The 23,605-nt window shown below is 65.0% G+C and carries 25 protein-coding genes; 10 read left to right on the forward strand and 15 right to left on the reverse strand.

Going from position 1 to position 23,605, the window contains the following annotated elements; all coding sequences use genetic code 11:
* Positions 1-29: 29 nt before the first annotated feature.
* The 5 genes from R1L06_RS00545 to paoA are packed head-to-tail and all read right to left on the reverse strand — an operon-like array spanning position 30 to position 5,501.
* Positions 30-656 (reverse strand): nucleotidyltransferase family protein, encoded by a 627-nt coding sequence (locus tag R1L06_RS00545; protein WP_317216599.1) that lies wholly within the window; start codon positions 654-656, stop codon positions 30-32.
* Positions 632-1,693, reverse strand: coding sequence for an XdhC family protein (locus R1L06_RS00550; protein WP_317216600.1), 1,062 nt, complete (start codon positions 1,691-1,693; stop codon positions 632-634). Before R1L06_RS00550 ends, R1L06_RS00545 begins: the two co-directional genes overlap by 25 nt.
* Before the next feature lie 9 nt (positions 1,694-1,702).
* Positions 1,703-3,907: an aldehyde oxidoreductase molybdenum-binding subunit PaoC gene (gene paoC, locus R1L06_RS00555; protein WP_317216601.1), complete on the reverse strand. Its 2,205-nt coding sequence runs from the start codon at positions 3,905-3,907 to the stop codon at positions 1,703-1,705.
* The gene (locus R1L06_RS00560; protein WP_317216602.1) at positions 3,907-4,857 is read right to left on the reverse strand and encodes an FAD binding domain-containing protein; all 951 of its coding nucleotides are present in this window, start codon (positions 4,855-4,857) and stop codon (positions 3,907-3,909) included. Before R1L06_RS00560 ends, paoC begins: the two co-directional genes overlap by 1 nt.
* Positions 4,854-5,501, reverse strand: coding sequence for an aldehyde dehydrogenase iron-sulfur subunit PaoA (paoA, locus tag R1L06_RS00565; protein ID WP_317216603.1), 648 nt, complete (start codon positions 5,499-5,501; stop codon positions 4,854-4,856). Before paoA ends, R1L06_RS00560 begins: the two co-directional genes overlap by 4 nt.
* A 798-nt stretch (positions 5,502-6,299) precedes the next feature.
* On the opposite strand from paoA, the gene R1L06_RS00570 reads away from it, so the two are divergent.
* On the forward strand, positions 6,300-7,433 hold the full coding sequence (locus R1L06_RS00570) for a two-component system sensor histidine kinase NtrB (protein WP_317216604.1): 1,134 nt from the start codon (positions 6,300-6,302) through the stop codon (positions 7,431-7,433).
* Between the two features lie 3 nt (positions 7,434-7,436).
* Entirely contained in the window at positions 7,437-7,790 is a 354-nt protein-coding gene (locus tag R1L06_RS00575) for a response regulator (RefSeq protein ID WP_087922597.1), read from the forward strand.
* Positions 7,791-7,833: 43 nt separating this feature from the next.
* Here the strand turns inward: R1L06_RS00575 and R1L06_RS00580 are convergent, their stop codons facing one another.
* The 6 genes from R1L06_RS00580 to R1L06_RS00605 form a co-directional block, all read right to left on the reverse strand.
* A complete protein-coding gene (locus tag R1L06_RS00580) occupies positions 7,834-8,283 on the reverse strand; it encodes a BLUF domain-containing protein (protein ID WP_317216605.1) in 450 nt (149 codons plus the stop codon).
* Between the two features lie 113 nt (positions 8,284-8,396).
* Positions 8,397-8,693: a hypothetical protein gene (locus R1L06_RS00585; protein WP_317216606.1), complete on the reverse strand. Its 297-nt coding sequence runs from the start codon at positions 8,691-8,693 to the stop codon at positions 8,397-8,399.
* Positions 8,678-9,232, reverse strand: a complete 555-nt coding sequence (locus R1L06_RS00590) for an OsmC family protein (RefSeq protein ID WP_317216607.1) — start codon at positions 9,230-9,232, stop codon at positions 8,678-8,680. Before R1L06_RS00590 ends, R1L06_RS00585 begins: the two co-directional genes overlap by 16 nt.
* A gap of 21 nt (positions 9,233-9,253) precedes the next feature.
* Entirely contained in the window at positions 9,254-10,021 is a 768-nt protein-coding gene (locus R1L06_RS00595; RefSeq protein ID WP_317216608.1) for an SDR family oxidoreductase, read from the reverse strand.
* A 129-nt stretch (positions 10,022-10,150) separates the two neighbouring features.
* Positions 10,151-11,182, reverse strand: coding sequence for a LysR family transcriptional regulator (locus R1L06_RS00600; protein WP_293793929.1), 1,032 nt, complete (start codon positions 11,180-11,182; stop codon positions 10,151-10,153).
* Complete coding sequence (locus R1L06_RS00605; RefSeq protein WP_317216609.1) at positions 11,179-11,487, reverse strand: sigma factor-like helix-turn-helix DNA-binding protein; 309 nt, start codon at positions 11,485-11,487, stop codon at positions 11,179-11,181. The genes R1L06_RS00600 and R1L06_RS00605 overlap by 4 nt, the downstream gene beginning before the upstream one ends.
* Before the next feature lie 89 nt (positions 11,488-11,576).
* Here R1L06_RS00605 and R1L06_RS00610 point away from each other — a divergent pair, with 89 nt between their 5' ends.
* The 3 genes from R1L06_RS00610 to R1L06_RS00620 all read left to right on the forward strand — a co-directional run bounded on the left by R1L06_RS00610 (position 11,577) and on the right by R1L06_RS00620 (position 13,473).
* Positions 11,577-12,056, forward strand: coding sequence for a carboxymuconolactone decarboxylase family protein (locus tag R1L06_RS00610; protein ID WP_071228236.1), 480 nt, complete (start codon positions 11,577-11,579; stop codon positions 12,054-12,056).
* Positions 12,057-12,111: 55 nt separating this feature from the next.
* Positions 12,112-12,516 (forward strand): cupin domain-containing protein, encoded by a 405-nt coding sequence (locus R1L06_RS00615; RefSeq protein WP_032127296.1) that lies wholly within the window; start codon positions 12,112-12,114, stop codon positions 12,514-12,516.
* 75 nt (positions 12,517-12,591) lie between these two features.
* Positions 12,592-13,473 (forward strand): RNA polymerase sigma-70 factor, encoded by an 882-nt coding sequence (locus tag R1L06_RS00620; protein ID WP_049422314.1) that lies wholly within the window; start codon positions 12,592-12,594, stop codon positions 13,471-13,473.
* 114 nt (positions 13,474-13,587) lie between these two features.
* On the opposite strand, the gene R1L06_RS00625 is transcribed toward R1L06_RS00620, so the two are convergent.
* The 3 genes from R1L06_RS00625 to R1L06_RS00635 all read right to left on the reverse strand — a co-directional run bounded on the left by R1L06_RS00625 (position 13,588) and on the right by R1L06_RS00635 (position 15,932).
* A complete protein-coding gene (locus R1L06_RS00625; RefSeq protein WP_012511063.1) occupies positions 13,588-14,508 on the reverse strand; it encodes an MBL fold metallo-hydrolase in 921 nt (306 codons plus the stop codon).
* Positions 14,509-14,779: 271 nt separating this feature from the next.
* Complete coding sequence (locus tag R1L06_RS00630; RefSeq protein WP_317216610.1) at positions 14,780-15,256, reverse strand: nuclear transport factor 2 family protein; 477 nt, start codon at positions 15,254-15,256, stop codon at positions 14,780-14,782.
* A gap of 61 nt (positions 15,257-15,317) precedes the next feature.
* A complete protein-coding gene (locus tag R1L06_RS00635) occupies positions 15,318-15,932 on the reverse strand; it encodes a TetR/AcrR family transcriptional regulator (protein WP_373695410.1) in 615 nt (204 codons plus the stop codon).
* A gap of 124 nt (positions 15,933-16,056) precedes the next feature.
* Here R1L06_RS00635 and R1L06_RS00640 point away from each other — a divergent pair, with 124 nt between their 5' ends.
* Together R1L06_RS00640 and R1L06_RS00645 are read left to right on the forward strand one after the other, a co-directional pair.
* On the forward strand, positions 16,057-17,010 hold the full coding sequence (locus R1L06_RS00640) for an alpha/beta fold hydrolase (protein WP_317216611.1): 954 nt from the start codon (positions 16,057-16,059) through the stop codon (positions 17,008-17,010).
* Positions 17,011-17,840: 830 nt separating this feature from the next.
* Positions 17,841-19,349, forward strand: coding sequence for a S1 family peptidase (locus R1L06_RS00645; RefSeq protein ID WP_317216612.1), 1,509 nt, complete (start codon positions 17,841-17,843; stop codon positions 19,347-19,349).
* A 72-nt stretch (positions 19,350-19,421) separates the two neighbouring features.
* On the opposite strand, the gene R1L06_RS00650 is transcribed toward R1L06_RS00645, so the two are convergent.
* On the reverse strand, positions 19,422-22,070 hold the full coding sequence (locus tag R1L06_RS00650; RefSeq protein ID WP_317216613.1) for an excinuclease ABC subunit UvrA: 2,649 nt from the start codon (positions 22,068-22,070) through the stop codon (positions 19,422-19,424).
* A gap of 180 nt (positions 22,071-22,250) precedes the next feature.
* On the opposite strand from R1L06_RS00650, the gene R1L06_RS00655 reads away from it, so the two are divergent.
* The 3 genes from R1L06_RS00655 (at position 22,251) to R1L06_RS00665 (ending at position 23,326) form a co-directional block, all read left to right on the forward strand.
* Positions 22,251-22,529 (forward strand): hypothetical protein, encoded by a 279-nt coding sequence (locus R1L06_RS00655; protein WP_373695411.1) that lies wholly within the window; start codon positions 22,251-22,253, stop codon positions 22,527-22,529.
* A 123-nt stretch (positions 22,530-22,652) separates the two neighbouring features.
* Positions 22,653-22,907, forward strand: a complete 255-nt coding sequence (locus R1L06_RS00660; protein ID WP_049463392.1) for a hypothetical protein — start codon at positions 22,653-22,655, stop codon at positions 22,905-22,907.
* A complete protein-coding gene (locus R1L06_RS00665) occupies positions 22,904-23,326 on the forward strand; it encodes a low affinity iron permease family protein (protein WP_317216614.1) in 423 nt (140 codons plus the stop codon). Before R1L06_RS00660 ends, R1L06_RS00665 begins: the two co-directional genes overlap by 4 nt.
* The last annotated feature ends 279 nt before the right edge of the window (positions 23,327-23,605 follow it).

The raw sequence follows: 23,605 nt of genomic DNA on the forward strand, positions 1-23,605 counted from the left end.
GACGGGCATTGGTCCAGTGATCACGCGACTCACCCCCCGGCATCGATCCAGCCCGCAAGACGCGCACGCGCGAGATCTTCTGGCGTGTCGATATCCATGCCCAGCTCCGGTGCATGAAGGGCATGCACGACATCGATGGGAAGCTGCCTCAAGCGCGCTCCGAATCCGCGGTCACCGCTTGCACCCACCTGATTGAACCATGCGCGCGGCACCACTGCAGGAACGCCAAGGGCGTTTCCGTGACGGGTGCCTGCGCACCCTGACGCCGAAGCGCGGGCACCCAAAAGCAACGCCTGCAGATGGGCGCGCTCGATCGCGGGCTGGTCGCATGCCACGACCATCACGGCGGCCACCGCGGGCAGCAGGTGTGTGCCTGCGACCTGCAGGCTGCTGGCCAGGCCGCTTTCCCAGTGGTGGTTGGTTACCGGAGTCGCATCCAGTCCGGCAATGCTGGATGTCACGGTCTGTGCGTTCGCGCCCACCACCACCAGCACCTGCGATGGCGCGAACTCCAAGGACAACCGCACCACGCGATGCACCAGAGTCTCGCCCTGCCGGGTCAGAAGCTGCTTGGGCTGGCCAAGCCGGGTGCTACCGCCCGCCGCAAGCACGACGACTGCATGCGCGGCCGTCACGTGCCGGCGGTGCTTCGCCATTGCTGCAGCTGCGCGGCGATGCTGAGCGAAATCGCCTCCGGCCCTCGGCCGCCGATGTTGAGGCCGACCGGTGATCGAAGCCTGGAAGACAGGCGGTGGCGCTGATCCTGTGTCAGCAGTTTGAACAGATCCTCACGCCTTCGCCGCGGACCCAGCAGCCCAATGAAGGCAACCTCGGTATCGGCCAGGGCCACCAGCGCCTCCCGGTCCAGTTCGAAATCGTGATGCATCACCAGCACCGCGTCGCACGGGTCGGCATGGAGGGCCTCGGCCGGGCTCACCTGGAGCTGTGCATCCGCGCCCTGCCCCGCTGAGGACCAGCGCGCTCGTCGTTCGGCTACGCTGACCCGCCACCCCAGTCCCCGCAGCAACGGAACCAGGAAGGGCGTTTCGGGACCGCCCCCCAGCACCAGAGCCCGTGGAAGCCGGGGCAATGGCAAACGCCACGTTGCTTCTCCAAAGGGCTGCGCCCCGTCCATCGGGTTCAGCTGCCATGCCTGCTCGCGATTGCCGGCGCGGAAGACGATCTGCCCCGACGTGCGAAGGTCGCGCTGGAGTGACACCCCCTCGCGGAGCCATGCCTCGATCACGGCGTCGATGCCGGTCATGGCACGCAATGGCAGGAGCGCAATCCGAAGCCGGCCGCGGCAGCCGAGCGCGGACCCACTCAACAGGTCGTCGTCACTGCGGGTGTCGATCTCGATCCAGTCGACCTGCCCCGCCGCGCTCACCTGCTCCGCGCGTCGCGCGAGCTCGGGCTCCAGGCATCCGCCGCTGAGCCAGCCGACCTGGCTGCCGTTGCAGAACAGCACCATGTCGCCGGCACCGGCGTAGGTGGAGCCATCGGTTTCCAGCACCAGTGCGAGCACGGCGTGCTTCCCCACGCGCACGCGCGACAAGGCCGTCTCGAGCACGCCGCGGGGGCTGCCTTCGGTGAGGAAGCCCGGCGCTGCGGACAGGTGCCCCGCAGCATGCTTGGGCTCCACTCCCTCTACCGCACAGGTCTCCAGGGCGGGTGAGGCCACGGGTCGGTCCATGCGCAACGGTCAGCCCACGTCGGGCAAGCCGGGCAACAGCTTGTCCAGGGTGATGGGATAGTTGCGCACGCGCACGCCGGTTGCGTTGTAGACCGCATTGGCGATCGCAGCGCCGACCCCGCAGATGCCCAGCTCACCCACGCCCTTGGCCTTCATTGGCGAGATCACCGGATCCAGCGTGTCGAGGAAGACCACCTGCTGGTGTGGAATATCGGCGTGCACGGGAACCTCGTATCCCGCCAGGTCGTGGTTGATGAACAAGCCAAGCCGTTTGTCGACCACCAGTTCCTCCATCAGGGTCGCGCCTGCGCCCATCACCATCCCGCCGATGACCTGGCTGCGTGCGGACAGCGGGTTGAGGATCCGGCCGCCATCGCATACGGCAAGCATCCTGCGGATGCGCGTCTCTCCGGTGTAGGCATGCACGGCAACCTCGCAGAAATGCGCTGCATAGGTACCGACGTCGTACTCCTGCTTGAACTTGCCGAAGGCAATGCCGTCCTCTGCCGACAGTGTCCCCGCTTCGGCCAGGTCGATGGTCCGCCCACCCGCTTGGATGTGGCCATTGGCGAAGTTTGCGGTGTCGCCGTCGAAGCCCAGTTTCTCGCCCACCTTGCGGCGCAGGCTGACGCACGCCGCGTACACGCCTGCGGTGGAGCTTGCCGCGCCCCACTGGCCGCCGGAACCGGCGGAGGCGGGATGACGGGAATCGCCGAGGGTCACCTGGACCCGGTCCAGCGGCACGCCCATGGTCTCGGCTGCCGTCTGCGCGATGATCGTGTAGGAGCCGGTGCCGATGTCGGTCATGTCGGTTTCCACGATCACCCCACCTTGGCCGTCAAGCCGCACCCGCGCCGCCGACTTCATCGTCGGCGCGCCGCGATAGCCCGCGGACACGCCCATGCCGACCAGCCAGTGTCCTTCCCGTACCTGCGCCGGCTTGGCGTTGCGCGTGTTCCAGTTGAAGCGTTCCGCGCCCTCGCGCAGGCAGCGCACCAGGTTACGGTCGGAGAACTTCTTTGACGGATCGCCGGGCACGACCTCGGGCTCGTTGAGGACGCGGAACGCGATCGGGTCGAGGCCCAGCTTCTCGGCCATTTCGTCCATCGCCACTTCCAGCGCCATGTGGCCCGGTGCTTCGCCCGGCGCGCGCATTGCATTGCCTTCGGGCATGTCGAGCGTGGCGATGTAGTTGGCCACCAGGCGGTTGGCGCCTGCATAGAGCTTGGGCGTCTGCAGGGTTCCGTTCTCACCGTCCTCGCCGTTGATGTTGCCCGACCAGTTCTCATGGGCGATGGCGGAGATCCTGCCGTCTTTCGCGCAACCGATCCGGACGCGTTGGATGGTCGCGTGCCGGTGCGTGGTGTTGTTGGGCATCAACGGGCGTTGCAGCGCGATTTTCACCGGCCGCCCGACCTGCTTGGCGGCCAGTGCGGCCAGCACTGCATCGGCGCGGATGAACAGCTTGCCGCCGAAGCCGCCGCCGATATAGGGCGAGTCCACGCGCACCTTGTCGGGATCGATGCCGAGGATCGCCGCCATCCCCTGCCTGGCCCAGTCGATCATCTGGTTCGAGGTCCACAGCGTGAGCTTGTCGCCTTCCCAGGTGGCGATGGTGGCGTGCGGCTCCATCATCGAATGACTTTCGTCGGCTGTGTGGTAGGTCTCGTCAAGCTTGACCGCCGCGCTCGCGTAGGCGGTGTCGAAATCGCCGAGCGTCTGCCGGTCGGGCTTGCCACCGCGCCCCTTGGCCAGCGGCGCGGACGGCGCCAGCGCTGGGAAATCGAACCGCCCCTTGCTGCGCTCGTAACGGGTGCGGATCAACGCTGCTGCGGCGCGGGCCTGCTCGAAGGTCTCGGCCACCACGCAGGCAATGGCCTGGTGGTAATGGGCGACCTCGGGCCCGCCGAACAGTGGCGCATTGTTCCAGTTGGATGTGCCGACCGGTTTGGTCTCCGGTGCGGTGATCACCGCCAGTACGCCGGGGGCGGTACGTGCGCGGGAGGCATCCATCGAAATGATGCGCCCCTTGCCGATGCCCGCGCCCACGATATAGCCGTAGGCCTGGTTTGGCGCGACGTCATGACGCTCGTAGGCATAGGGGGCGGTGCCGGTGGTCTTGCGTGGGCCATCAATGCGTGGCGTCGACTTGCCGACCACCTTGGCCTTGTCGAACAGGTTGTCGCCGGCGGGGGCGTTGAATTCGAGGGGCATCAGCGCTCTCCTTCGGCCAGAACGGCTGCGAGCGTGCGCTCGGCGAGCGCGATCTTGAACGCGTTCTCCTGCGTTGGACGGGCACCGGCGAACACCTGTCGTGTCGCGGCCTTGACGCTGTCGCGCAGCAGGGGTTCGGCTGCTTCGATGCGCCACGGCTTCGGCGCGACCCCACCGAAGGCGAACCGCGCCGAGCCGTCACGCTGCACGACCGCGGCGACCGACACCAGTGCGAACGCATAGGACGCGCGGTCACGCACCTTGTGGTACACGTGCCGGCCGCCCAGCGGTTCCGGCAGCGTGACGTGGGTGATCAGCTCACCGCGCTGCAGCACATTGTCCTGCTGTGGCGTGTCGCCCGGGGAACGATGGAACTCGGCAATCGGGATGCTGCGCGTGCTGCCATCGGCCTTGATGGTCTGGATCGAGGCGTCCAGCACTCGCAGGGCCACCGCCATGTCGCCCGGATAGGTCGCGATGCAACTGTCCGAGGTGCCGATCACGCCCATCTGCCGGGAGAACCCTTCGAGCGCGCCGCAGCCTGATCCGGGCAGGCGCTTGTTGCAGGGCAGATGGGGGTCGTAGAAGTACGGGCAACGGGTGCGCTGCAGCAGGTTGCCGCCGGTGGTGGCCTTGTTGCGCAGCTGCCCGGACGCGCCTGCCACGATCGCGCGGGTCAGCACACCGTAGTCGCGGCGCACGCGCTCATGCGAGGCCAGTGCGGTATTGGTGACCAGCGTGCCGATGCGCAGGCCGCCCTCGTCGGTGGGTTCGATCCTGTCCAGGCCGATGTCCTGCACGTCGACCAGGTGCGCTGGCGTCTCGACCTCCAGCTTCATCAGGTCGAGCAGGTTGGTTCCTCCTGCCAGGAACTTCGCGCCTTCGGTGCCGGCGACGGCCTTGGCTGCCTCGGCAGGAGACTTCGCGCGCTCGTAACTGAAGACCTTCATGAGCGCCCCCGTCCAGAGGTCGCGCCAGCGACCTCTTGCATCGCCTCGGCAATGTTGGAGTACGCGCCGCAGCGGCAGAGGTTGCCGCTCATGCGTTCACGCATCTCCATGTTGGTGGCCTGGGGCCGTGCGCTGACATCGGCCTGCGCATGGCTGGGGACACCGCGCTTGATCTCGTCCAGTACCGCCACCGCCGAACAGATCTGCCCCGGCGTGCAATACCCGCACTGGTAACCGTCATGCTTGATGAAGGCGGCCTGCATCGGATGCAGGTTGTCGGGGGTTCCGAGGCCTTCGATGGTGGTGATGGCGTCGCCCTGGTGCTGCACTGCCAGGCTGAGGCAGGCATTGATGCGCTCACCGTTGACCAGCACGGTACAGGCACCGCATTGACCGTGGTCGCAGCCCTTCTTGGTGCCGGTCAGCTTCAGGTGTTCGCGCAGGGCGTCCAGCAGCGTCGTGCGGGTGTCCAGCTCGAGCTTGCGATGCGTGCCGTTGACCGTCAACGCCACCGTGCTGATGACCGGCGGCCTGGGCGGCGGGGATGCCGCCAGTTCGGCGGCGAGCGATGACGCCCCCGGTGCGGCGGACATCGCCACGGTCGTGGCGCCGCCGGCGATCACCTGGCGACGCGTCAACTTCACTCCTTCGTCCCAACTTGGCACAGTGACCTCCTGGCGTTCGGGGAAACCCCGTGGCTGGATGGACGCGCTCAGACTACCCAAAGGGCACTATGCCCGCTTGGGCAGTACAGATCTGTGAAGCCTGTCCAGGGTGTGCCGGCATCGTCGGCCGAGCCTACTGGCAGGTCATCTTCAACGCCGCCTCTGGCAAACGTGCGCCACTGACACTGATCTTCGCCACCCGCTCACTGATGCGTGCCAGTTCGGCTCCATCCAACACCAAATCCACCGCGCCCAGATTCTCATCCAGTACTCATAGCCCTGCCGATACAGGTCGAACGGAAGCTTGGCGATCTGCTCGTCGCTGAGGTTGGCACCGCCGGAGTACAACACTTCGCCGCCGGCGGATTCCTGCGCACGGGCCTGTGAAGCCTGCTGCAGCCGCTGCTGGAGAGTATCCAGCTGCGAGTCGGCATAGCCATTGCGGTGCACGCGACCGGAGCTGAACGATGCTGATCGTGGCGGCCTTGAAGCCTGTCTGCGCGGTCGCCGGCGAATAGCCGCCACCGCCACAGATGCCCAGCCGGCCCAGGCGCGTAGTGTCCACCCACGGGAACCGGCTGATGAAGTCCGCCATGCCGTGAATGTCTTCAATGCGGTGCGACGGCATGTCGACGCTGCGGGGCTGACCGCCGCTGCCGCCCTGGTGCGTGGCAGGCGGCTTGAATGACCATCCGTCGACATGGGAGGCCCACCTTCACTTTCACAAACAGCTAACAAACAGAAGCATAGCTTGATCGGCCCGAAGGAAGGCGCTCCATGACTCCACATCCCACGGGCGATCTGGGCGACGAGTCGCAGCAATTTGGACTTCTGGTCAATTCCGTCACTGATTACGCGATCTACATGCTCGACCCTCGCGGGGTCATCCGCACCTGGAACCCCGGCGGAGAGCGCATCAAGGGCTATCGAAAGGATGAGGTGGTCGGCACCAACTACGCCAGGTTCTATACGCCCGAAGATATTGCGACCGACGTTCCCGCACGCAACCTGGCCATCGCCGCGAATGAAGGCCGCTACGCGGGCGAAGGCTGGCGGCTTCGAAAGGACGGCTCACGCTTTCATGCCAGCGTAGTCATCGACCCGGTAAGGGTGGATGGCGTACTCGTCGGCTTCGCGAAGATCACGCGGGATGTAACCGAGCGCTACCTTGCCCAGGAGCAGCTGAGAAGTGCACAACATGAGCTGTTGCAGGCGCAGAAGATGGAGGCCATCGGCAAGCTGACACTGGGCCTTGCCCATGACTTCAACAACCTGCTCAGCGTCGTCACCAACTGCCTGGATCTGATCTCCGCGCAGCCTCATGGCGAGGTGTCTGACAAGTACATCCGCACGGCCCTGAGGTCGGTAGAACGTGGCGCCCTGCTGACTCGGCAGTTGCTGACGTTTGGGCGTGGCCATGAACTGGCACCGGAACGTTTCGATACCGGCAAGGCGATACGTGACATGCACGACATGCTGCAACGTTCCGCCGGCGATGCGGTTGCAGTCGAGCTCGACGTTGCGGGCGATCTTCCGTCCGTCAACCTCGACCGTGGCCAGCTGGACTCCGCCATCCTCAATCTGGTGTGCAATAGCCGTGACGCAATGCCAAGCGGCGGATGCATCAAGATTACAGTGCGTTTACAGACAGAACGTCATCCTGATGACCCACACCAGGAACCGGGCAGGTTCCTCTGCATAACCGTGGCAGACAACGGCGAAGGGATTGCGCCGGACGATCAGGCACGAATATTCGAGCCTTTTTTCACCACGAAAACCGTCGGACGCGGAAGCGGGTTGGGACTCAGCCAGGTCTTCGGCTTCACCAGCCAATCGGGCGGTTTCATCCGCGTAGACAGCACGCCTGGCTCAGGAACCTCTGTCGCCCTCTACTACCCTGTCGCCGAGTAGCCAATGCCTCTTTCAGTACTATTTGTCGACGACGAGGATGATCTTCGCGAGATCGTTGTGGATGCACTTGCCGCCCAGGGCTTCGCGGTGACCACCGCCCGCAATGGCGTTGAAGCGATCCAATGCCTGCGCGGCAGCGCTCGGTTCTCTATTGTCGTGACTGATTACAGCATGCCGGAAGGCGTGTCTGGCCTGGATGTGGCCTCGGAAGCCGCCGCCGTCCAGCCCGACGCCCGCATCCTGCTGGCATCGGGCTACAGCCGCTCGCAGTTGCCTGTGTTGCCGGACAACGTCCAGTTCCTTTCCAAGCCCTATCGCTTCACGCAGCTGATTGCTGCAATCAAGAGCCAGTTCTGAGCTGCACTCCCGTACGTTCGAGCAGGAGCAGCGAAGGCGCGCCTCAAGCAGCGATGGCGTAAGGCTCTACAAGCCCCACCAGGCGATCCATGGCGGTTGCGTTGGCATTGCCCGCGTCGCCTCGCTGATTGAAGCGGGTCCAGTCGGCGTGTGCCAGCCGCCGCAGTTCCTGCGGCTCAACAGGCAGCCACTTCATCGGCCAGAAAGGCAAGCGGCGTTGTCCCACCCTGCCCCGTTGCAGCTCAACGATGCCATTGTGGCTGCTGGCGCCCAGCACACGTGAGTACGCTACCGACAGTCCGTCCTCCGGCCCCTCCAGATACTGCAGGAAGCGCTCGCCATCGAACAGGAGCACGCCGGTAACCCCGGCATTGCGATTGAAGCGGGCTGCGTCGTCCACGATCCAGTCCAGCTTGCCGCTGGACAAGCCCAGCCTGTCGCCCGCGATGCCCTTGCCGGCACCGCTTGCATATACCACCGCCCTGATGGGCATTGTGCACCTCCTTGATGAGACACGACCCTAGCAGCAAGGGGCGTGTGTCAATGTGAGGTGTCGAAGAAATACACAACAGTTCAGTTTCGCATGACGCTGAATATGGGCCGTCATCACAAGATGGAGGCGATGCGCAGTGCACCATGCGCGAAATCTCCAGGTATGCCGCAATGCCCGATACAGGCTTCTTCTACGTTCTCGACCTCGACGCTGCCCGCGACGAGCAGGGCCATCTGGAATATGTGAATGCGATCAGCATTCGATGCAACCGGTGCCGGCACATCACCCATCTGAAGGTGCCTCAACTGGAAAGCATGCCTGGCGGGACGCTCCTTGCCTGCGCGGGCTGTGGCGAGCGGCAGGCTGTCAGCAACGCGCGCCTGGTCGAATGCGATCACGTGCTGGGACATGCGCCACCCGCGTCGCTGCAGGCCTGAGCTGCGCCACGTTCTGCGGCCACCCGGACACGCACCACATGGCGGATGCCACGATGGAACATCTTGGCGTACGGGCAGACGCGTTCGGTGTTGCGCACCAGTTCGCCGGCCAGGTTCGCATCCATGCCGGGAAGATGGACCACGATCTCGGCCGACAGCAGGTACAGCCCATCTGCCGGATCACGGGCGAAGGTGACCGCCACTTCGACGCTGGGGTTGTGCAGCAGCAGGCCGGCACGCGCGGCCACCAGTACCATGGCGCCGTGGAAGCAACCGGCGTAGCTTGCGGCCAATAGCTGCTCGGGATTCGATCCGCCGCCAGGCCCACCGAGTTCCGGCGGCAGGCGCAGGTCCACCGCCAGTGCACCGTCGTCCGATCGCACCACGCCGGACGCGCGCCCGTGCTGGGCCTGGCCGCCGCTCACCCGCACGCGGCCGGTGTACAGCGGCTGCACGTCGTCGCCCTGGTAGCGGTCCAGCATGGCGGGCGAAGGTGGCTTCAGCTCGGTCATTGGCAGGCGATCGATGGCCGCTCAGGCGGGCTGCCGCTGCAACAGGCCAGACTGCTGCAGCCAGGCGTCGAAGCTGACCTGCCCCAGCCACGCCTGCCCCACCGGCACCAGCGTATCGATCTGCAGCGGCGCACCGAAGTACAGGGCCTCGGCGTCTGCCACGACCTGCCGCGGGTCGCCGGTCCGCTGCAGATACTGCCTGGCCAGATCCGCCATCGCGGCGCGCTGGGGGCCTGCAATTTCCACGACGCCATTGCGGGGCGGCTGCTGCGCGATGCGTGCCACCGCCTCGGCTACATCCTCGGCGGCAATCGGCTGAACGTCGGCGGCCGGCAACCGCAGGGTCGCCCCATTGCCGGCGGACTGGATGATGCCCGGCAGGAACTCGAAGAACTGCGTGGAATGGATGATGGTGTACGGCAGGCCCGAATCGCGGATCAGGCGCTCCTGGGCGATCTTGCCGCGGAAGTAGCCGCTGGCCGCAAGCTTGTCGGTGCCTACGACGGAAAGCGCAACGTGGTGGCGTACGCCGGCACGGGCGGCGGCGGTGAGGATGTTGTGGCCAGCGGTCACGAAGAACGAAAGCACTGCCGCGTCTTCGAACGAGGGCGAGTTGGCGAGGTCCACCACCACGTCGACGCCTTCCATGGCGGCGTCCAGGCCTTCGCCGGTCAGCACATCCACGCCGGTGGAGGGCGCTGCCACCACGATGTCATGCCCGGCGGTGCGCAGGCGCTCCACCACCTTGCTGCCGATGCGGCCGGTACCACCGATGACGAGGAATCTCATGACGTGTCTCCTGGAATGTAGAAGGGGCGACCGGCTGTGGCCGGGCATGCAGGAAGCGTAGGCAGCGTGGGCGCGAGGCAGTAGGTCCGCGCTGGGGCGCGGACTGTTGCCCATTACGCACCAATACGCTCAGGCCCAGGCGGGCTGTGCGCCTGGTTTCATGGGCGTGGCCTGTTGGCGCGCCTCCCAGTGCGAGATCACATCCAGTTCGAGCGCGCGCACCCGCTGCGTGCTGAAGTCGATGAAGGCCCGCACGCGCTTGGGAAGCTGGCGGCGGCTGAGGTAGCACAGGTAGTGGCCGCGATCGAGCGGCGCATGCCGATCCAGGCAGGTCACCACCCTGCCCGCCCACAACGCTTCACGCACCTGATAGCTGGGCAGCTGGGCGATGCCCAACCCGTCGATGACTGCCTGCAGGGCCAGATCGGCATCGTTGAACACCAGTGCGGCCGGCGGCTGCAGGTGCACATCGGTGCCGTCGACCCGGAATTCCCAGGGCTGCATGCGCCCACCCGGCAGGCGCCGCCCGATGCAGGCATGCGTGGACAGCGCATCCACCGACGACGGTAGACCATGCGCCTGTACGTACGCCGGAGATGCACACACGACCAGCTGCATCGGCACCAGCTGCTTGGCGATCACCTGGCTGTCTTCCAGCAGGCCGTCGCGAAACGCTACGTCGATGCGGTCACCCGCCAGGTCGGGGGCCTGCTCGTCCAACAGCAGTTCTACCGAGACCTGCGGGTACTCGGCGCGGAAGGCGGCCAGCAAGGGGGCGATCACCCGCCGGCCGAAGCCGTGGCTGGCACTGATGCGCAGGTGCCCGCGCGGCGGGCCCTCGCGCAGGTCGCGCATTTCCTCCAGCGCCTGCAGGATGCAGTTCACGCCCGGGTTGCAGCCCTCCAGGAACAGCTCGCCTTCGCGGGTCAGCGTGGTCGAGCGCGTGGTGCGCAGGAACAACCGCACGCCCAGCTGGCTTTCCAGCTTCTGCACGCTGCGGCTGACGGCCGAACGGCCGATGCCGAGGCGGTCGGCCGCGCGGGCGAAACTGCCCTCGGCCGCCACTGCAATGAAGGCCAGCACGCCGGCGTAGCTGGTGGAGAAGGACGCATTGAGCGCATCGTGGCCGTCGCTGGCCGGGCTGGGCTGTGCGGTGTTCATGGGCGGCCTGGCTCCAGGCGGGCACGCTGTGCGTGCAGGTGGTTCCGCGCCAGCGCCAGGCGCTGCCTGCACGCGGAAAGGTCGAGCCCCAGCAGGGGCACGATGTCCTCGAACCCGGCGCCCAGCACGTCGTGCAGCAACAGCACCGCACGTGCATCGGGCGGCAATTCACGCAGTGCGGCCAGGAAGGTCTGCCAGACCTGTTCGCTGGCAGGGCGGAATGCGGCGCGCAGGTGCGTTGAGGTGTCCATGCCCGGCAGACGGCCGAGCATCGGCCGCTGTGACAGGCCATTGGTGTTTTTCATGCAACAGCATGCGGCCCGGCCCCGGCCTACCGGCAGTGCGGGCGCAGGCCTAGCCTCGCTGTGTCCTTCACTCGCTACAGGAACACGCCATGACCGCACGTCTGGATTACGCCGCACAATCGCCGGAACTGTTCAAGAAGCTTGGCCTGTACTCGCATGCCGCCCATACCGCCTCGATCGAAGCGGCCATCATCGATCTGGTCAACATCCGTGCATCACAGCTCAACGGCTGCGGCTTCTGCCTGGACATGCACGTGAAGGAGGCCACCCTGCGCGGCGAGCGCCCGCTGCGCCTGCATCACCTGGCAGCATGGCGTGAATCGACGCTGTTCAGCCCGCGCGAGCGCGCCTGCCTGGCCTGGACCGAGGTGCTGACCCAGCTGCCGGCGCAGGGTGTGCCCGACGAGCTGTACGCGCGTGTGCGCGGCCAGCTGTCCGAGCAGGAGATCGTCGACCTGACCCACGCGGTGATGGCGATCAACGCGTGGAACCGCGCCAACGTCGCCTTCCGTACTACGCCCGGCATCCTGGACGCGGCCTTTGGCCTGGACAAGGCCGGCCTGGCCTGATCGATCCGCCGCTGCCCCAGGCAGCGGCCCTTCCCTACCGCACTGGAGACCTGCCATGCGTCGTTCTGTTCTGGCCCTGCTTGCGCTGCTGCCACTGTGCAGCGCTGCCGCCACCCCGCCCCCTGCTGCGCCCGAGCCCCTGGTACGTGAGGTGATGACCCGCGCCCTGCCGGAGCAGCCCGGCAAGGAAGCGCTGATCCTTACCGTGGAATACCCGCCGGGTGGCGCCGATCCGGTGCACCGTCACGATGCCCATGGTTTCGTCTACGTCCTGGAGGGACGAATCGTGATGGGCGTGGCCGGCGGAAAGGAGGTCACCCTCGGCCCGGGCGAGGCCTTCCATGAAGGTCCGGCCGATCTGCACACCGTGGGTCGTAACGCCAGCGCTACCGAGCCGGCGAAGTTCGTGGTATTCCTGATCAAGGACATCGGCAAGCCGGCGGTTTTGCCGCCGCACTGATCGCACGTCCGGCGCTGGCACCAAGGACAGGTCCCCGGGTGTCACAATCCGGGGACCTGTCCCGTCTACGCTGGCATGGACGATTCCACTGCGCTGTTCTCCCGCCTCCGCCCGCGCCTGTTCGGCGTGGCCTACCGCATGCTTGGGTCTTCGCACGAAGCCGAGGACGTGGTGCAGGATGTCTGGCTGCGCTGGCATGGCGCCGACCCGTCACAGATCGAGAATCCCGAAGCCTGGCTGGTGGCCACCACCACCCGTCGCGCCATTGATGGCCTGCGCCTGGCACGGCATACGCGCGAACACTATGTCGGCATGTGGTTGCCCGAGCCGCTGCTGACCGATGACACCAGCACGCCTGAATATGTGCTGGAAACCGCCAGCGATCTGTCGGTCGCCTTCCTCAGCGTGCTGGAGCGGTTGGCGCCGGATGCGCGTGCGGCCTTCCTGCTGCACGACGTGTTCGATCAGGACTACGCGGTGGTCGCGCGCACCCTGGACAAGACAGAAGCCGCCTGCCGGCAGATCGTGCATCGCGCACGCCTGCAGCTCAGGCAGGAGCGCCCGCGCTACAACGTCCCGCAGGAGGTGCACCAGAAACTGCTGCGCCGTTTCGCCGAGGCCGTATCCAGCGGCGATTTCCGCACGATGAAGGCGCTGATGGCCGAGTCGGCCGAGCTGGTGGGTGACGGCGGCGGCATCGTCACCAGCTTCCCCAAGCCGATGGTCGGGGGCGCACGCATTGCCCAGCTGCTGTATGCCCCGCACCTGCGGCGCAGCGCGCAATTGCGGATGGTGCCGGCCATGCTCAACGGACGGCTGGGACTGCTGCGCTATTTCGATGGTGAGCTGGAAGCGGCGATGGCCTTCGAGACCGATGGCGAACGGATCACACAGATCCTGGTGCAGCGCAACCCGCACAAGCTGCAGCGGCTGGCACTACCCACCTCCATCCAGTAGATCCGCGCCCCGCGTGGATGGCATCCATTGCGACCTCGTTCTTGCGGGATTCGACCGGGGCGCCGATGCGCCCCGATCGTGAACGCCTGCCTGCGCAACGGCCGCAGGACCCGATCAGAAGTCCCAGAACACCGGCACCCAGCGGAAGGTCTCGCCCTCCAGCGACACCCGGCCCACGGACGGGAACGGAAGATGCGTGGCCACCAGCATTTCGCCGGTGCCTGCCAGTTCCTTCAGCAGGGCGATGCGTACGCGCGCGGATTCCTCCGGGTCGTGCTCGAAGCCGTTGTGCCAGTTCGGCTGGTCGAAGCCGACCGCGAACACCGCGTCACCGGCGAAGGTCAGGGCCTGCCCGGCAGACGCCACGCGCACCACGCAGTGGCCCGGGGTATGCCCACCGGTACGGCGGGCCGTCACGCCCGGCGCGATCTGCTGTTCATCCTGGAAGGTGTGCACATAGCTGCTGTACTCGGCCCAGAAGTGCTTGGCCGTGGCACGCAGCGCATCGGGGAACCCCTGCGGCATGTTGGTGCGGCTGAAGTCCGGCGACTTCCAGAACTCCACCTCCGCCGCCGCCACGTGGATCTTCAGGTCCGGGCGCAGCTGTTCCTTCACGCCTTCAACCAGCAGCCCGCCGACGTGGTCCATGTGCATGTGGGTGATCACCACATCGGTGATTTCGCCCAGGTTGATACCGGCGGCACCGAGGCGGCGGATCAACTGGCCGGCGCGCGGCAGCTGCAGGTCCGGGTCCATGCCCAGGCCGGCATCGATGAGGATGGTGCGATCACCGCTGTGCACCACCATCACGTTCAATGCCCAGTCGAAGGCATCCTGCGGCAGGTACATCTCTTCGAACCATTCGGCACGGTCGGCGGCCGGTACGTTGTGGCCGAGCATCTGGGTGGGCAACGGCAGGACGCCATCGCTGATCACCAGCACTTCGACGTCGCCCACCTTGAGGGCGTAGCGCGAGGGCACCAGCTCATCGAGGGCGGGGGCAATGGGCGCAGCGGTGTTTTCCAGACTGAACATGAGGGATCTCCACGAAGGGCATTGGGCGGGCAGCGATGCAAGGCTGGCGCGAACGATTCCGGGCGCTTTCCCACGGCGCAGGGCGTGGCGTTGCCAGGGCACGGATGCCTGGCAGGCCAGCGCTGCAGGGTTCATGGGAAGACGGGCCACTGCGCAAGCGGTGGGCCCGGAACACGGCATATGCCGTGTGCGATCAGCCTAGGCAGCACACCGTTGCCGCGGTAGGCCCGTGGAGGGGGACGTGATGTTGCATTCCGGGAAGCAATGCGAATCACATACCCAGATCAGATAGCCCCGGATGATCATCGGGGCGGCGCCCCAGCGGCCAGTGGAACTTGCGGTCACTTTCCTTGATCGGCATGTCGTTGATGCACGAAAAGCGGCGTTGCATCAGGCCATCGGCGCCGAATTCCCAGTTCTCGTTTCCATAGGAACGGAACCAGTTGCCGGAGTCGTCATGCCACTCATAGGCGTAGCGCACGGCAATACGATTGTCGGTGAAGGCCCACAGCTCCTTGATCAGCCGGTACTCAAGCTCCTTGTTCCACTTGCGGGCCAGGAACTGCCGCGCTTCCTCGCGGCCATGGGTGAACTCGGCGCGGTTGCGCCACTCGGTGTCCAGTGAATAGGCCAGCGCGACTTTGCCGGCATCGCGGGAGTTCCAGCCATCCTCGGCAAGGCGCACTTTCTCGATGGCGGATTCACGGGTGAACGGGGGAAGTGGCGGACGGGGTGCTTCAGTGGACACGGTGGGGCCTCCAATCAAATGGATGAACGGGGTGCTTCGACGGGTTTTGATGGCTCGGGCGTCAGCGCCTGGCCTGCTCCAACAACACCGCTGCAACATCCCTTGCAGTGTCTGCGGCGTCGTAGTCGCCCATCACGCGTGAAACGGTGATGGCGCCTTCCATGAGAACCAGCAGCTGCCGCGCCAGTGCTTCCGGCTGCTTGATATCCAGTTGCGTGGTGAGTTCCAGCGTGTAATCCAGCAGCTTCTGCTTGTGATGTTTGGCGATGTGGCGAATCGGATCGTCGGGATTGCCGACCTCGCCTGCGGTGTTGATGAAGGCGCAGCCGCGATAGCCCTCGGACTGGAACCAGCCCTTGAGCACGGTGAACATGCTCAGGATGCGCGCTTCCGCGGTGTCGGCCTTGTTGCACTCCTGCTGGAACCAGTTCAGCCAGCGCACGTCGCGCGCGTTCAATGCCGCAGCGGCCACCTGGTCCTTGTTTTCAAAGTGACGGTAGATGCTCTTCCGGGCAACGCCGGAGGTCTTCACCAGCAGGTCCATGCCGGTGGCGTGGATCCCGTTCTGGTAGATCAGCGCCTCGGCCGTGGCCAGGATCTTCTGTTGGGTATCGGTGGTGATTGTGCTCACGGCGCCAAGGTAGAACGATCGTTCTACCCTGTCAACGGGCGGCATCGCGACCTCCCGGGTGCGTGCATCCGCTCAGGACGATCTATCAAGAAATTCGTACATGTCATCATCCAGACGCCCGATTTCGATCGCAAAGTACGTCTCACCACCCACCCATGAGACGCCCCGCATGAACGCCCTTGCCCGTACCCTGGCCGTTGCCGCCCTCGCCCTCTCGGTCCAGGCCGGCCTGTCCGCCCAGGCCGCCGAACCGGCCAAGCCGGCAGCAGTCACCAGCATCGCGCGCACAGCCAGCTACATCACCACCGCCGATGGCGTGCAGCTCTACTACAAGGACTGGGGCCCGAAGGACGGCCCGGTCGTTACCTTCAGCCACGGCTGGCCGTTGAACTCGGACAGCTGGGAATCGCAGATGATCTTTCTGGCCAACCACGGCTACCGCGTCATCGCCCATGACCGTCGTGGCCACGGCCGTTCCAGCCAGCCTTGGGATGGCAACGACATGGATCACTACGCCGATGACCTGGCCACGGTGATCAACACGCTCGACCTGCATGACGTCACCCTGGTGGGCTTCTCCACGGGCGGCGGCGAAGTGGCGCGCTACATCGGCCGCCATGGCACCGGCCGGGTGAAGAAGGCGGTGCTGATCAGCTCGGTGCCGCCGCTCATGCTGAAGACCGCTGACAACCCCAATGGCCTGCCGATGGAAGTGTTCGATGGCATCCGCAAGGCGCAGATGGACAACCGCGCGCAGCTGTACAAGGACATCCCGTCCGGCCCGTTCTACGGCTTCAACCGCCCGGGCGCAAAGGTGTCGCAGGGCCTGATCGATGCATGGTGGGCGCAGGGCATGCAGGGTGGCCACAAGAACACCTACGATTCGATCGCCGCGTTCTCGGCCACCGACTTCCGCGCCGACCTGAAGAAGTTTGATGTGCCGACGCTGGTGATCCACGGTGATGACGATCAGATCGTGCCGATCGACATCTCCGGCCGCCAGTCGGCGAAGCTGATCAAGAACGCCAGGCTGATCGTCTACCCGGGCGCGCCGCACGGCCTGACCGACACCCACAAGGACAAGGTCAACCAGGATCTGCTGAGCTTCCTGCAGGAAAAGTGAGTAACCGGGGCTCCGGCATCGCGCCGGAGCCCGTCTCACATCAGAGTGTTTCTGCCCCGCCGCGTGTCCGTCCCCGGTCAGAGCCGCCCGCCCCGTGCGGATTCAGGCGGTGCAGAATTTCATCCGGGCCCGGCTGCAAGGGCGTGGAAATGGCCATGCCAGAACCTCGGCCCCCGACAATAATCCTCCCCCTCCTTCACACAATAACTCTGCTTTACAGGGAGGGAGCGGGTAAGCTGAAAATACGCGTTCGTGAAAGTGGTCACAGTTAACGGCGGGGAAAGTCAATACCTTCAAGTCCGCTGCAACCTAATTGCTGATAATGCGATTGATTTCCAGGCGGACCATCAATCGGTTGTGACATGGAGGTGGGGGATGTGCATGGTCTCTGGCAGCTCTTCAGCAACGCTTGCGGCTCTACTTTTTCTGATGACCACCTGCGGCGCATCCGCGACCCCGTCGGCGAGCGCAAGGGAGGCCCGATCACTGGTACTTGTCACGCTCTCGCCTGCGCAAAGTGCGGTCCTTGCAACTGGACTGCTCAGGGGGGTACTGAGGCCAATCAATGGCTGTGTCTACTTCGTGGATCCAGGTGGCACGGCATATCTTGCAGCATGGCCTCACGATTACTCGCTGGCCATGAAGGGGGGCGTTCCCGTAGGCGTGCAGGATGAACGATCGGGGGAAATAATGGAATTCGGAATTGCCGCATCATTCGGAGGGGGGCATGGAGGTGAATCGCTCCGTTCGAGTCTTGCTGCGTCCATTCCGGATGCCTGTACTGGCCCACTCATGACGATTCACTTGATGCGTCAGGCAAAGGAGCAGCCATGATTAGTCTGCGCACGAAGCTATCCATGCGTGCCCTGACATTGTCCGCCCTCGGTGCGTTCGCATTCTCCCTGCACGGCCAGCCGATAACTGGCAACCCCACGGCACACACCTACTCGCGAACGTTCAATGTATCTGAGGCCGAAGCAAAATACAGGTCGATGAAATCGATCTCTGCGGCAGGTCTGGAAGCCAGGATTCAGGCATCTGAGCCGGATACGTTTGGTGGCTTGTACGTTGAGCATGAGCCAGAATTCAAGATCGTAGTGCTGTTCACGAAGAAGCCGGCAGAGACCTTGGCAAAGTACACGCAGGATCCTGTATTTGCCGGCCGCACTTCCGCTCAATCGCTCGAGATGCTCCTGGCGACCCAGGCCGAGGCAGAGGCCCAGCTTCTCGCAAAGAAGGTTGGGTTCGAGTCGGGCGTTGATATCAAGCGGTCCATTGTGACCTTTTACGTGAAGGACGAAGCGGCCGCTAGACGCGCACTCCGGCCATTGCTGGGCGCTGTCGATTTCATGGCGATCAAGCAAGTGAAAGGCTTTACTGTCACTACCGCAATCTCCGGCGGCCATAAGTTGACCGGTACTGCCTTCAGTTGCACTACTGGCTTCAACGTCTTCGACGCAGATCGTGAGCTTGGCGTCCTCACGGCCGGTCACTGTGACAATACGCTGACCTATCAGGGCATTGCCGCGCCTCTCGTTTTCCAGAGCGAGCAGAACGTAGGCGACTACGATGTCCAGTGGCATAAAGAGCCGCCCAGGGGCCCGCGCCACGCGCAGACAAATGAAATCTCCTTGATCAATGGTCCGTCGCAGACGCTCGAAATAACCAGCACGCTCCCCTCCAGTTCGACGCATGTGGGGGATGTGATCTGCAAGAGTGGAATTCATGGCCACTACGCATGCGGGACCATTGAGGATATGAATTCAAGGTCCAATCATAATGGGGCCATAGGCAGGTACATCCGTGCACGCAACCTTTCTCCAGGTCCTCTCAGCGTCGAAGGTGACAGCGGTGGGCCGGTCTTTTCGAACAATGCGGCCCTCGGCGTCATTCACGGCCGGGGCGGTGAAGACACGGGATTTGAGAACGACCTGTTCTACATGCCCATCGAGCGGGTTTCAGCACTTGGTGTTTCCGTATTGACGGAGGCCTTTGAAGTTACCGGCATCGCAGATCGCACTGAAAATTATTTCAGGCCATTTTCCGTTCCGGTTGCGTACAAGGGAGTTCCGAAGTTCCCGATAGAGTTGACGCTGGAGCGCCCCGTGTGCCCGAGCGGGCCCTGCGAACCCGCCACGGAAACGTTGCCGGACAAGATGCCCTCCCCGCTCAACTACACATGGGCCTGCTTCTACCCCATCGTGCTCTACCCGCCTCCCGTCATTCCCCCTCCCCCGTTGACCTGGAGGGAGCGGATTACCTTGAAGGATGCGTCTGGAATCACCGCCGAGCCCGTTGAGTACAACCTGCACTGCAGTGGATGCCCTGATTGTCCATAGCCCGCATCTGTTGATGAGTGCAGTGCTGGAACCACGTGCGTGGATTCTTCGTCAGCCGAGCATGGCTCGGCTCTACATAAGCGCCAGCTCCCTGGCAAGGAACGGCGCCGTCCTGCTGCCTTTGGCGCGAGCCACCTGTTGCGGCGTTCCTTTCGCGACGATGGTGCCCCCTGCCCCGCCAGCTCCGGGGCCTACGTCAATCACCCAGTCCGCCTGTGCAACCGCCCGCATATCGTGCTCGATCATCACCACGGTATTGCCCGCGTCCACCAGCCGCTGCAGCTGCACCAGCAGCCTGTCCGCATCCGATGCATGCAGGCCGGTAGTGGGTTCGTCCAATACGTACAGCGTGCGCCCGCGCTGGCTGCGCTGCAGCTCGGTGGCCAGCTTGATGCGTTGCGCCTCACCGCCGGAAAGCTCCGTGGCTGGCTGGCCCAGCCGCAGGTAGCCCAGGCCGATCTCCTGCAGCAACTGCAACGGGCGGGAAATGGCCTCTTCCTCGCTGAAGAACGCATGCGCCTGGTCCACCGTCATCTGCAGGACCTCGGCGATGTTGCGGTCATTCCACTGCACCTTCAGCGTGGCGTCGTTGTAACGCGCACCGTGGCAGGTGGGGCACGGCGCATAGACGCTGGGCATGAACAGCAGCTCGACGCTGACGAAACCCTCGCCCTCGCAGGTCTCGCACCGGCCCTTGGCCACGTTGAACGAGAAGCGGCCGGCATCGAAACGGCGGCGGCGCGCGGCCGGCGTTGCGGCGAACAGCTTGCGCACGTGATCGAACAGCCCGGTATAGGTGGCCAGGTTGGAGCGCGGCGTGCGGCCGATGGGCTTCTGGTCGACCTGCACCACCCGCTGGATCGCGTCCATATCGCCTGCCAATGTGCCCCGCGTCGTTTCGATCACGGTCGGTCCGTCGGTGGGCGCGCTATCGGCGCGGTCGTCGGCAGGCTCATGCCCGAGGTGCAGCAGCAACAGCTCGGGCAGCGCCTGCGCCATCAGGCTGGACTTGCCGGAGCCGGAAATGCCGGTCACGGCTGTCAGCAGTCCCAGCGGCACCTGTGCGTCCACGCCCTGCAGGTTGTGGCGGTGGATGCCCTTCAGTTCCAGCCAGCGGTTGGCGCTACGCTGTTGGCTGGCAGGCGCCGGCACCTGGTCGAACAGATACAGGGCCGTGCGTGAATCCTGGATCTGGCGCAGGCCGTCGGGCTCGCCACTGTAGAGAACGCGCCCGCCGTGTTCCCCCGCCTGCGGACCCACATCCACCAGCCACTGCGCGCGGCGCATCAGCTCCAGATCGTGTTCCACCACGAACACCGAGTTGCCGCCGTCGCGCAGCCGTTCCAGTGCGTCGTACAGCGCCTGGCTGTCGGCCGGATGCAGGCCGGCAGAGGGTTCATCAAGCACGTACAGCACGCCAAACAGCAGCGAGCTGAGCTGCGTGGCCAGCCGTAGGCGCTGCAGCTCGCCGGCTGACAGGGTTGGCGTGGCGCGATCCAGCGAGAGATAGCCCAGGCCCAGGTCACGCAGCTGGCGTACACGCGCCATGACTCCGCCTGCCAATCGTTGTGCTGCCAGGCGCTTCTCTTCGGACAAGGCCGAGGTCAGGCGCACGTCCGGAGCGCCCTCGTGGGTCGCCTGGCCACTCGCGGCCCTCCGGGCGCGATCGCGGGGTGTCGCGCTCCTGTTGGTGCGAGCGCCCTTGCTGTGCGCGCCGAAATCACCTTGTGCGATGGGCTCCAGCAGCGCCGCCAGCTGGTCCAGCGGCAGCCGCATGAACTCACCGATATCCACCCCGGCAAAGGTGACCGAGAGCGCCTCCGGCTTCAGGCGCTTTCCGTGGCAGGCCGGGCACAACCGGCCTTCCATGTAGCGCGACACGCGCTTGCGCATCAGCGCGCTCTGGGTATTGGCAAAGGTGTGCAGCACGTAGCGGCGCGCGCCGGTATAGGTGCCCATGTAGCTGGGCTCCTGCTTGCGCTTCAGTGCGGCGCGGGTCTCGGCGGGCGTGAACCCGGCATAGACCGGCACGCTGGGGGCCTGCTCGGTGAACAGGATCCAGTCCCGGTCCTTCTTCGGCAGCTTCTTCCACGGTATGTCGATGTCGTAGCCGAGCGTGACCAGGATGTCGCGCAGGTTCTGGCCATGCCATGCCGGCGGCCAGGAAGCGATGGCGCGCTCACGGATGCTCAGCGACGGGTCCGGAACCATCAGCGCTTCGGTTACTTCGTAGACATGCCCCAGGCCATGGCAGGTGCTGCAGGCGCCCTGTGGCGTATTGGGCGAAAAGTCCTCGGCGTACAGCATGGGCTGGTTGGCCGGGTACGCACCGGCACGCGAGTACATCATGCGCACCAGGCTGGATAGCGTGGTCACGCTGCCCACCGATGAACGCGCATTGCTGGCGCCGCGCTGCTGCTGCAGGGCCACTGCCGGCGGCAGGCCATCAATGGCGTCCACGTCCGGCACGCCCGCCTGGTCGATCAGGCGGCGCGCATAGGGTGCCACGGACTCGAAGTAACGCCGCTGCGCTTCAGCGAAGACGGTACCGAAGGCCAACGATGACTTGCCGGAACCCGACACCCCGGAAAACACCACCAGTGCATTGCGCGGGATGGAGACGTCGACATTCTTGAGGTTGTGCTCGCGCGCGCCGCGGACCTCGATGCAGCCGCTGGCTGCGGCTGCACATGACGACTCGCCAAAGGGGGTGTTGGACATTTCAGCGTTCCTGCATTCGGCGGGCGGGCCGCGCAATGGGCGCGCCCGGTAGGCCATTCTCGCTGCTGCGGAGTGAATGGTGTGAGGGCGCAGGAGGTGGAATGCCACTTTCACCTCCCCTTGCTACGCCGTTGCGCGGCCAAGGGCTAGCGTGAGTCATCTGCACGATAGGAGGCGATCATGCATCCCGATGTACTTGGCTGGATCGCCACGGCGGTCCTGATGGCGACGTTGATCCGGCAGATGGTGAAGCAGTGGCAGTCGCCAAACCCGGAAGCGGTATCGAAGTGGCTGTTCGTGGGCCAGATGACCGCGTCCGCGCTGTTTACGGTGTACAGCGCGATGCTGGGCAGCACCGTCTTCGTGGTCACCAATGCGATGCTGCTGTTGACGGCCGTGGTGGGCCAGGTGATGGCCTGGCGCCGTCGCGGCCGGTGCAACGCTCTCCCGCCCTGCTGATTGTTAACGCGTATTGCCTGAAGGATTGACATCACGTTGCCCCACTCTTGATGGGGCCGCTCACAGCGCACTCCTATGCTGGACCCGCCACCTGACTGGTGGTGATCAACCTGGAGATTCACCATGCAACGTGATCAGAAAGACCTTCCCCACCCGGACCCGGAAGCGCAGAATCCCGATCCTGTCAGTCCACTGCAGGCGAAGCTGCACAACCGCCGCAACCATGACGAAGCGCTGCAGGAAACCTTCCCCGCCAGTGACCCGATCTCTCCCTTTGTTGCTGCACCAACCCCGGAAGAGCAGGCCAAGCGCCTTGGGGAGCGGGTCACGCTGCCAGACCGCCGCACGGATAAGGAGGCCGCGGGAGGTGACGCGTGATCCGGCGCGGTTTTGCCCGTGTGGCGGCCGCAACGGTACGATTGTCCGGCAGCCTGGGCGCATTCGTCGCCGCGCTGGGGGTGATCATCACCTGGGCCGCCAGCGGGCCGGCCTTCCACTTCAATGATACGTGGCAGCTGGTGGTGAATACGGGAACGACCATCGTGACCTTCCTGATGGTGTTCCTGATCCAGCATACGCAGAACGCCGATACGGCCGCGCTGCACATCAAGCTGGATGAGCTGATCCGGGTCAGCAAGGATGCCAACCAGGAGCTGTTGAACCTGGAATCGATGGAGCCCGCTCACCTTGAAGAGATTCGCCAGCGTTACGAGGCGCTGGCGAAGACCGCGGCAGACATCAAGTTCAAGAAAGAGCGTTGCATGCCCTGCGAGGTGGACGCGGCCGCCGAGGCCTGAAAGGCGCCGCGACGACGGCAGACCCGCGTGTGGATGTCCTGGTGCAAGGCACTGCCTGGCAGGGCCTTGCAGGGCTGTTCCGACGGAGGCCATCGACCGGGGACGCAAGCAGTCCCAAGCTGCGATGCCATCCTGAAGCCATGCCGAAGGCCTGCCGGCATTGAAATGCAGCCACACACAGTGACAGGCGCCGCTTCGTGAAGACGGCGCGCAGGCTTTCTGCTGACGTTCCCATGCAGCCTTCACCTGGCCCCTGCTTTGGCGCAACCGGGCGACGCC

The organism is Stenotrophomonas mexicanensis (assembly GCF_032911605.1).
Classification (GTDB): Bacteria; Pseudomonadota; Gammaproteobacteria; order Xanthomonadales; family Xanthomonadaceae; genus Stenotrophomonas; species Stenotrophomonas maltophilia_A.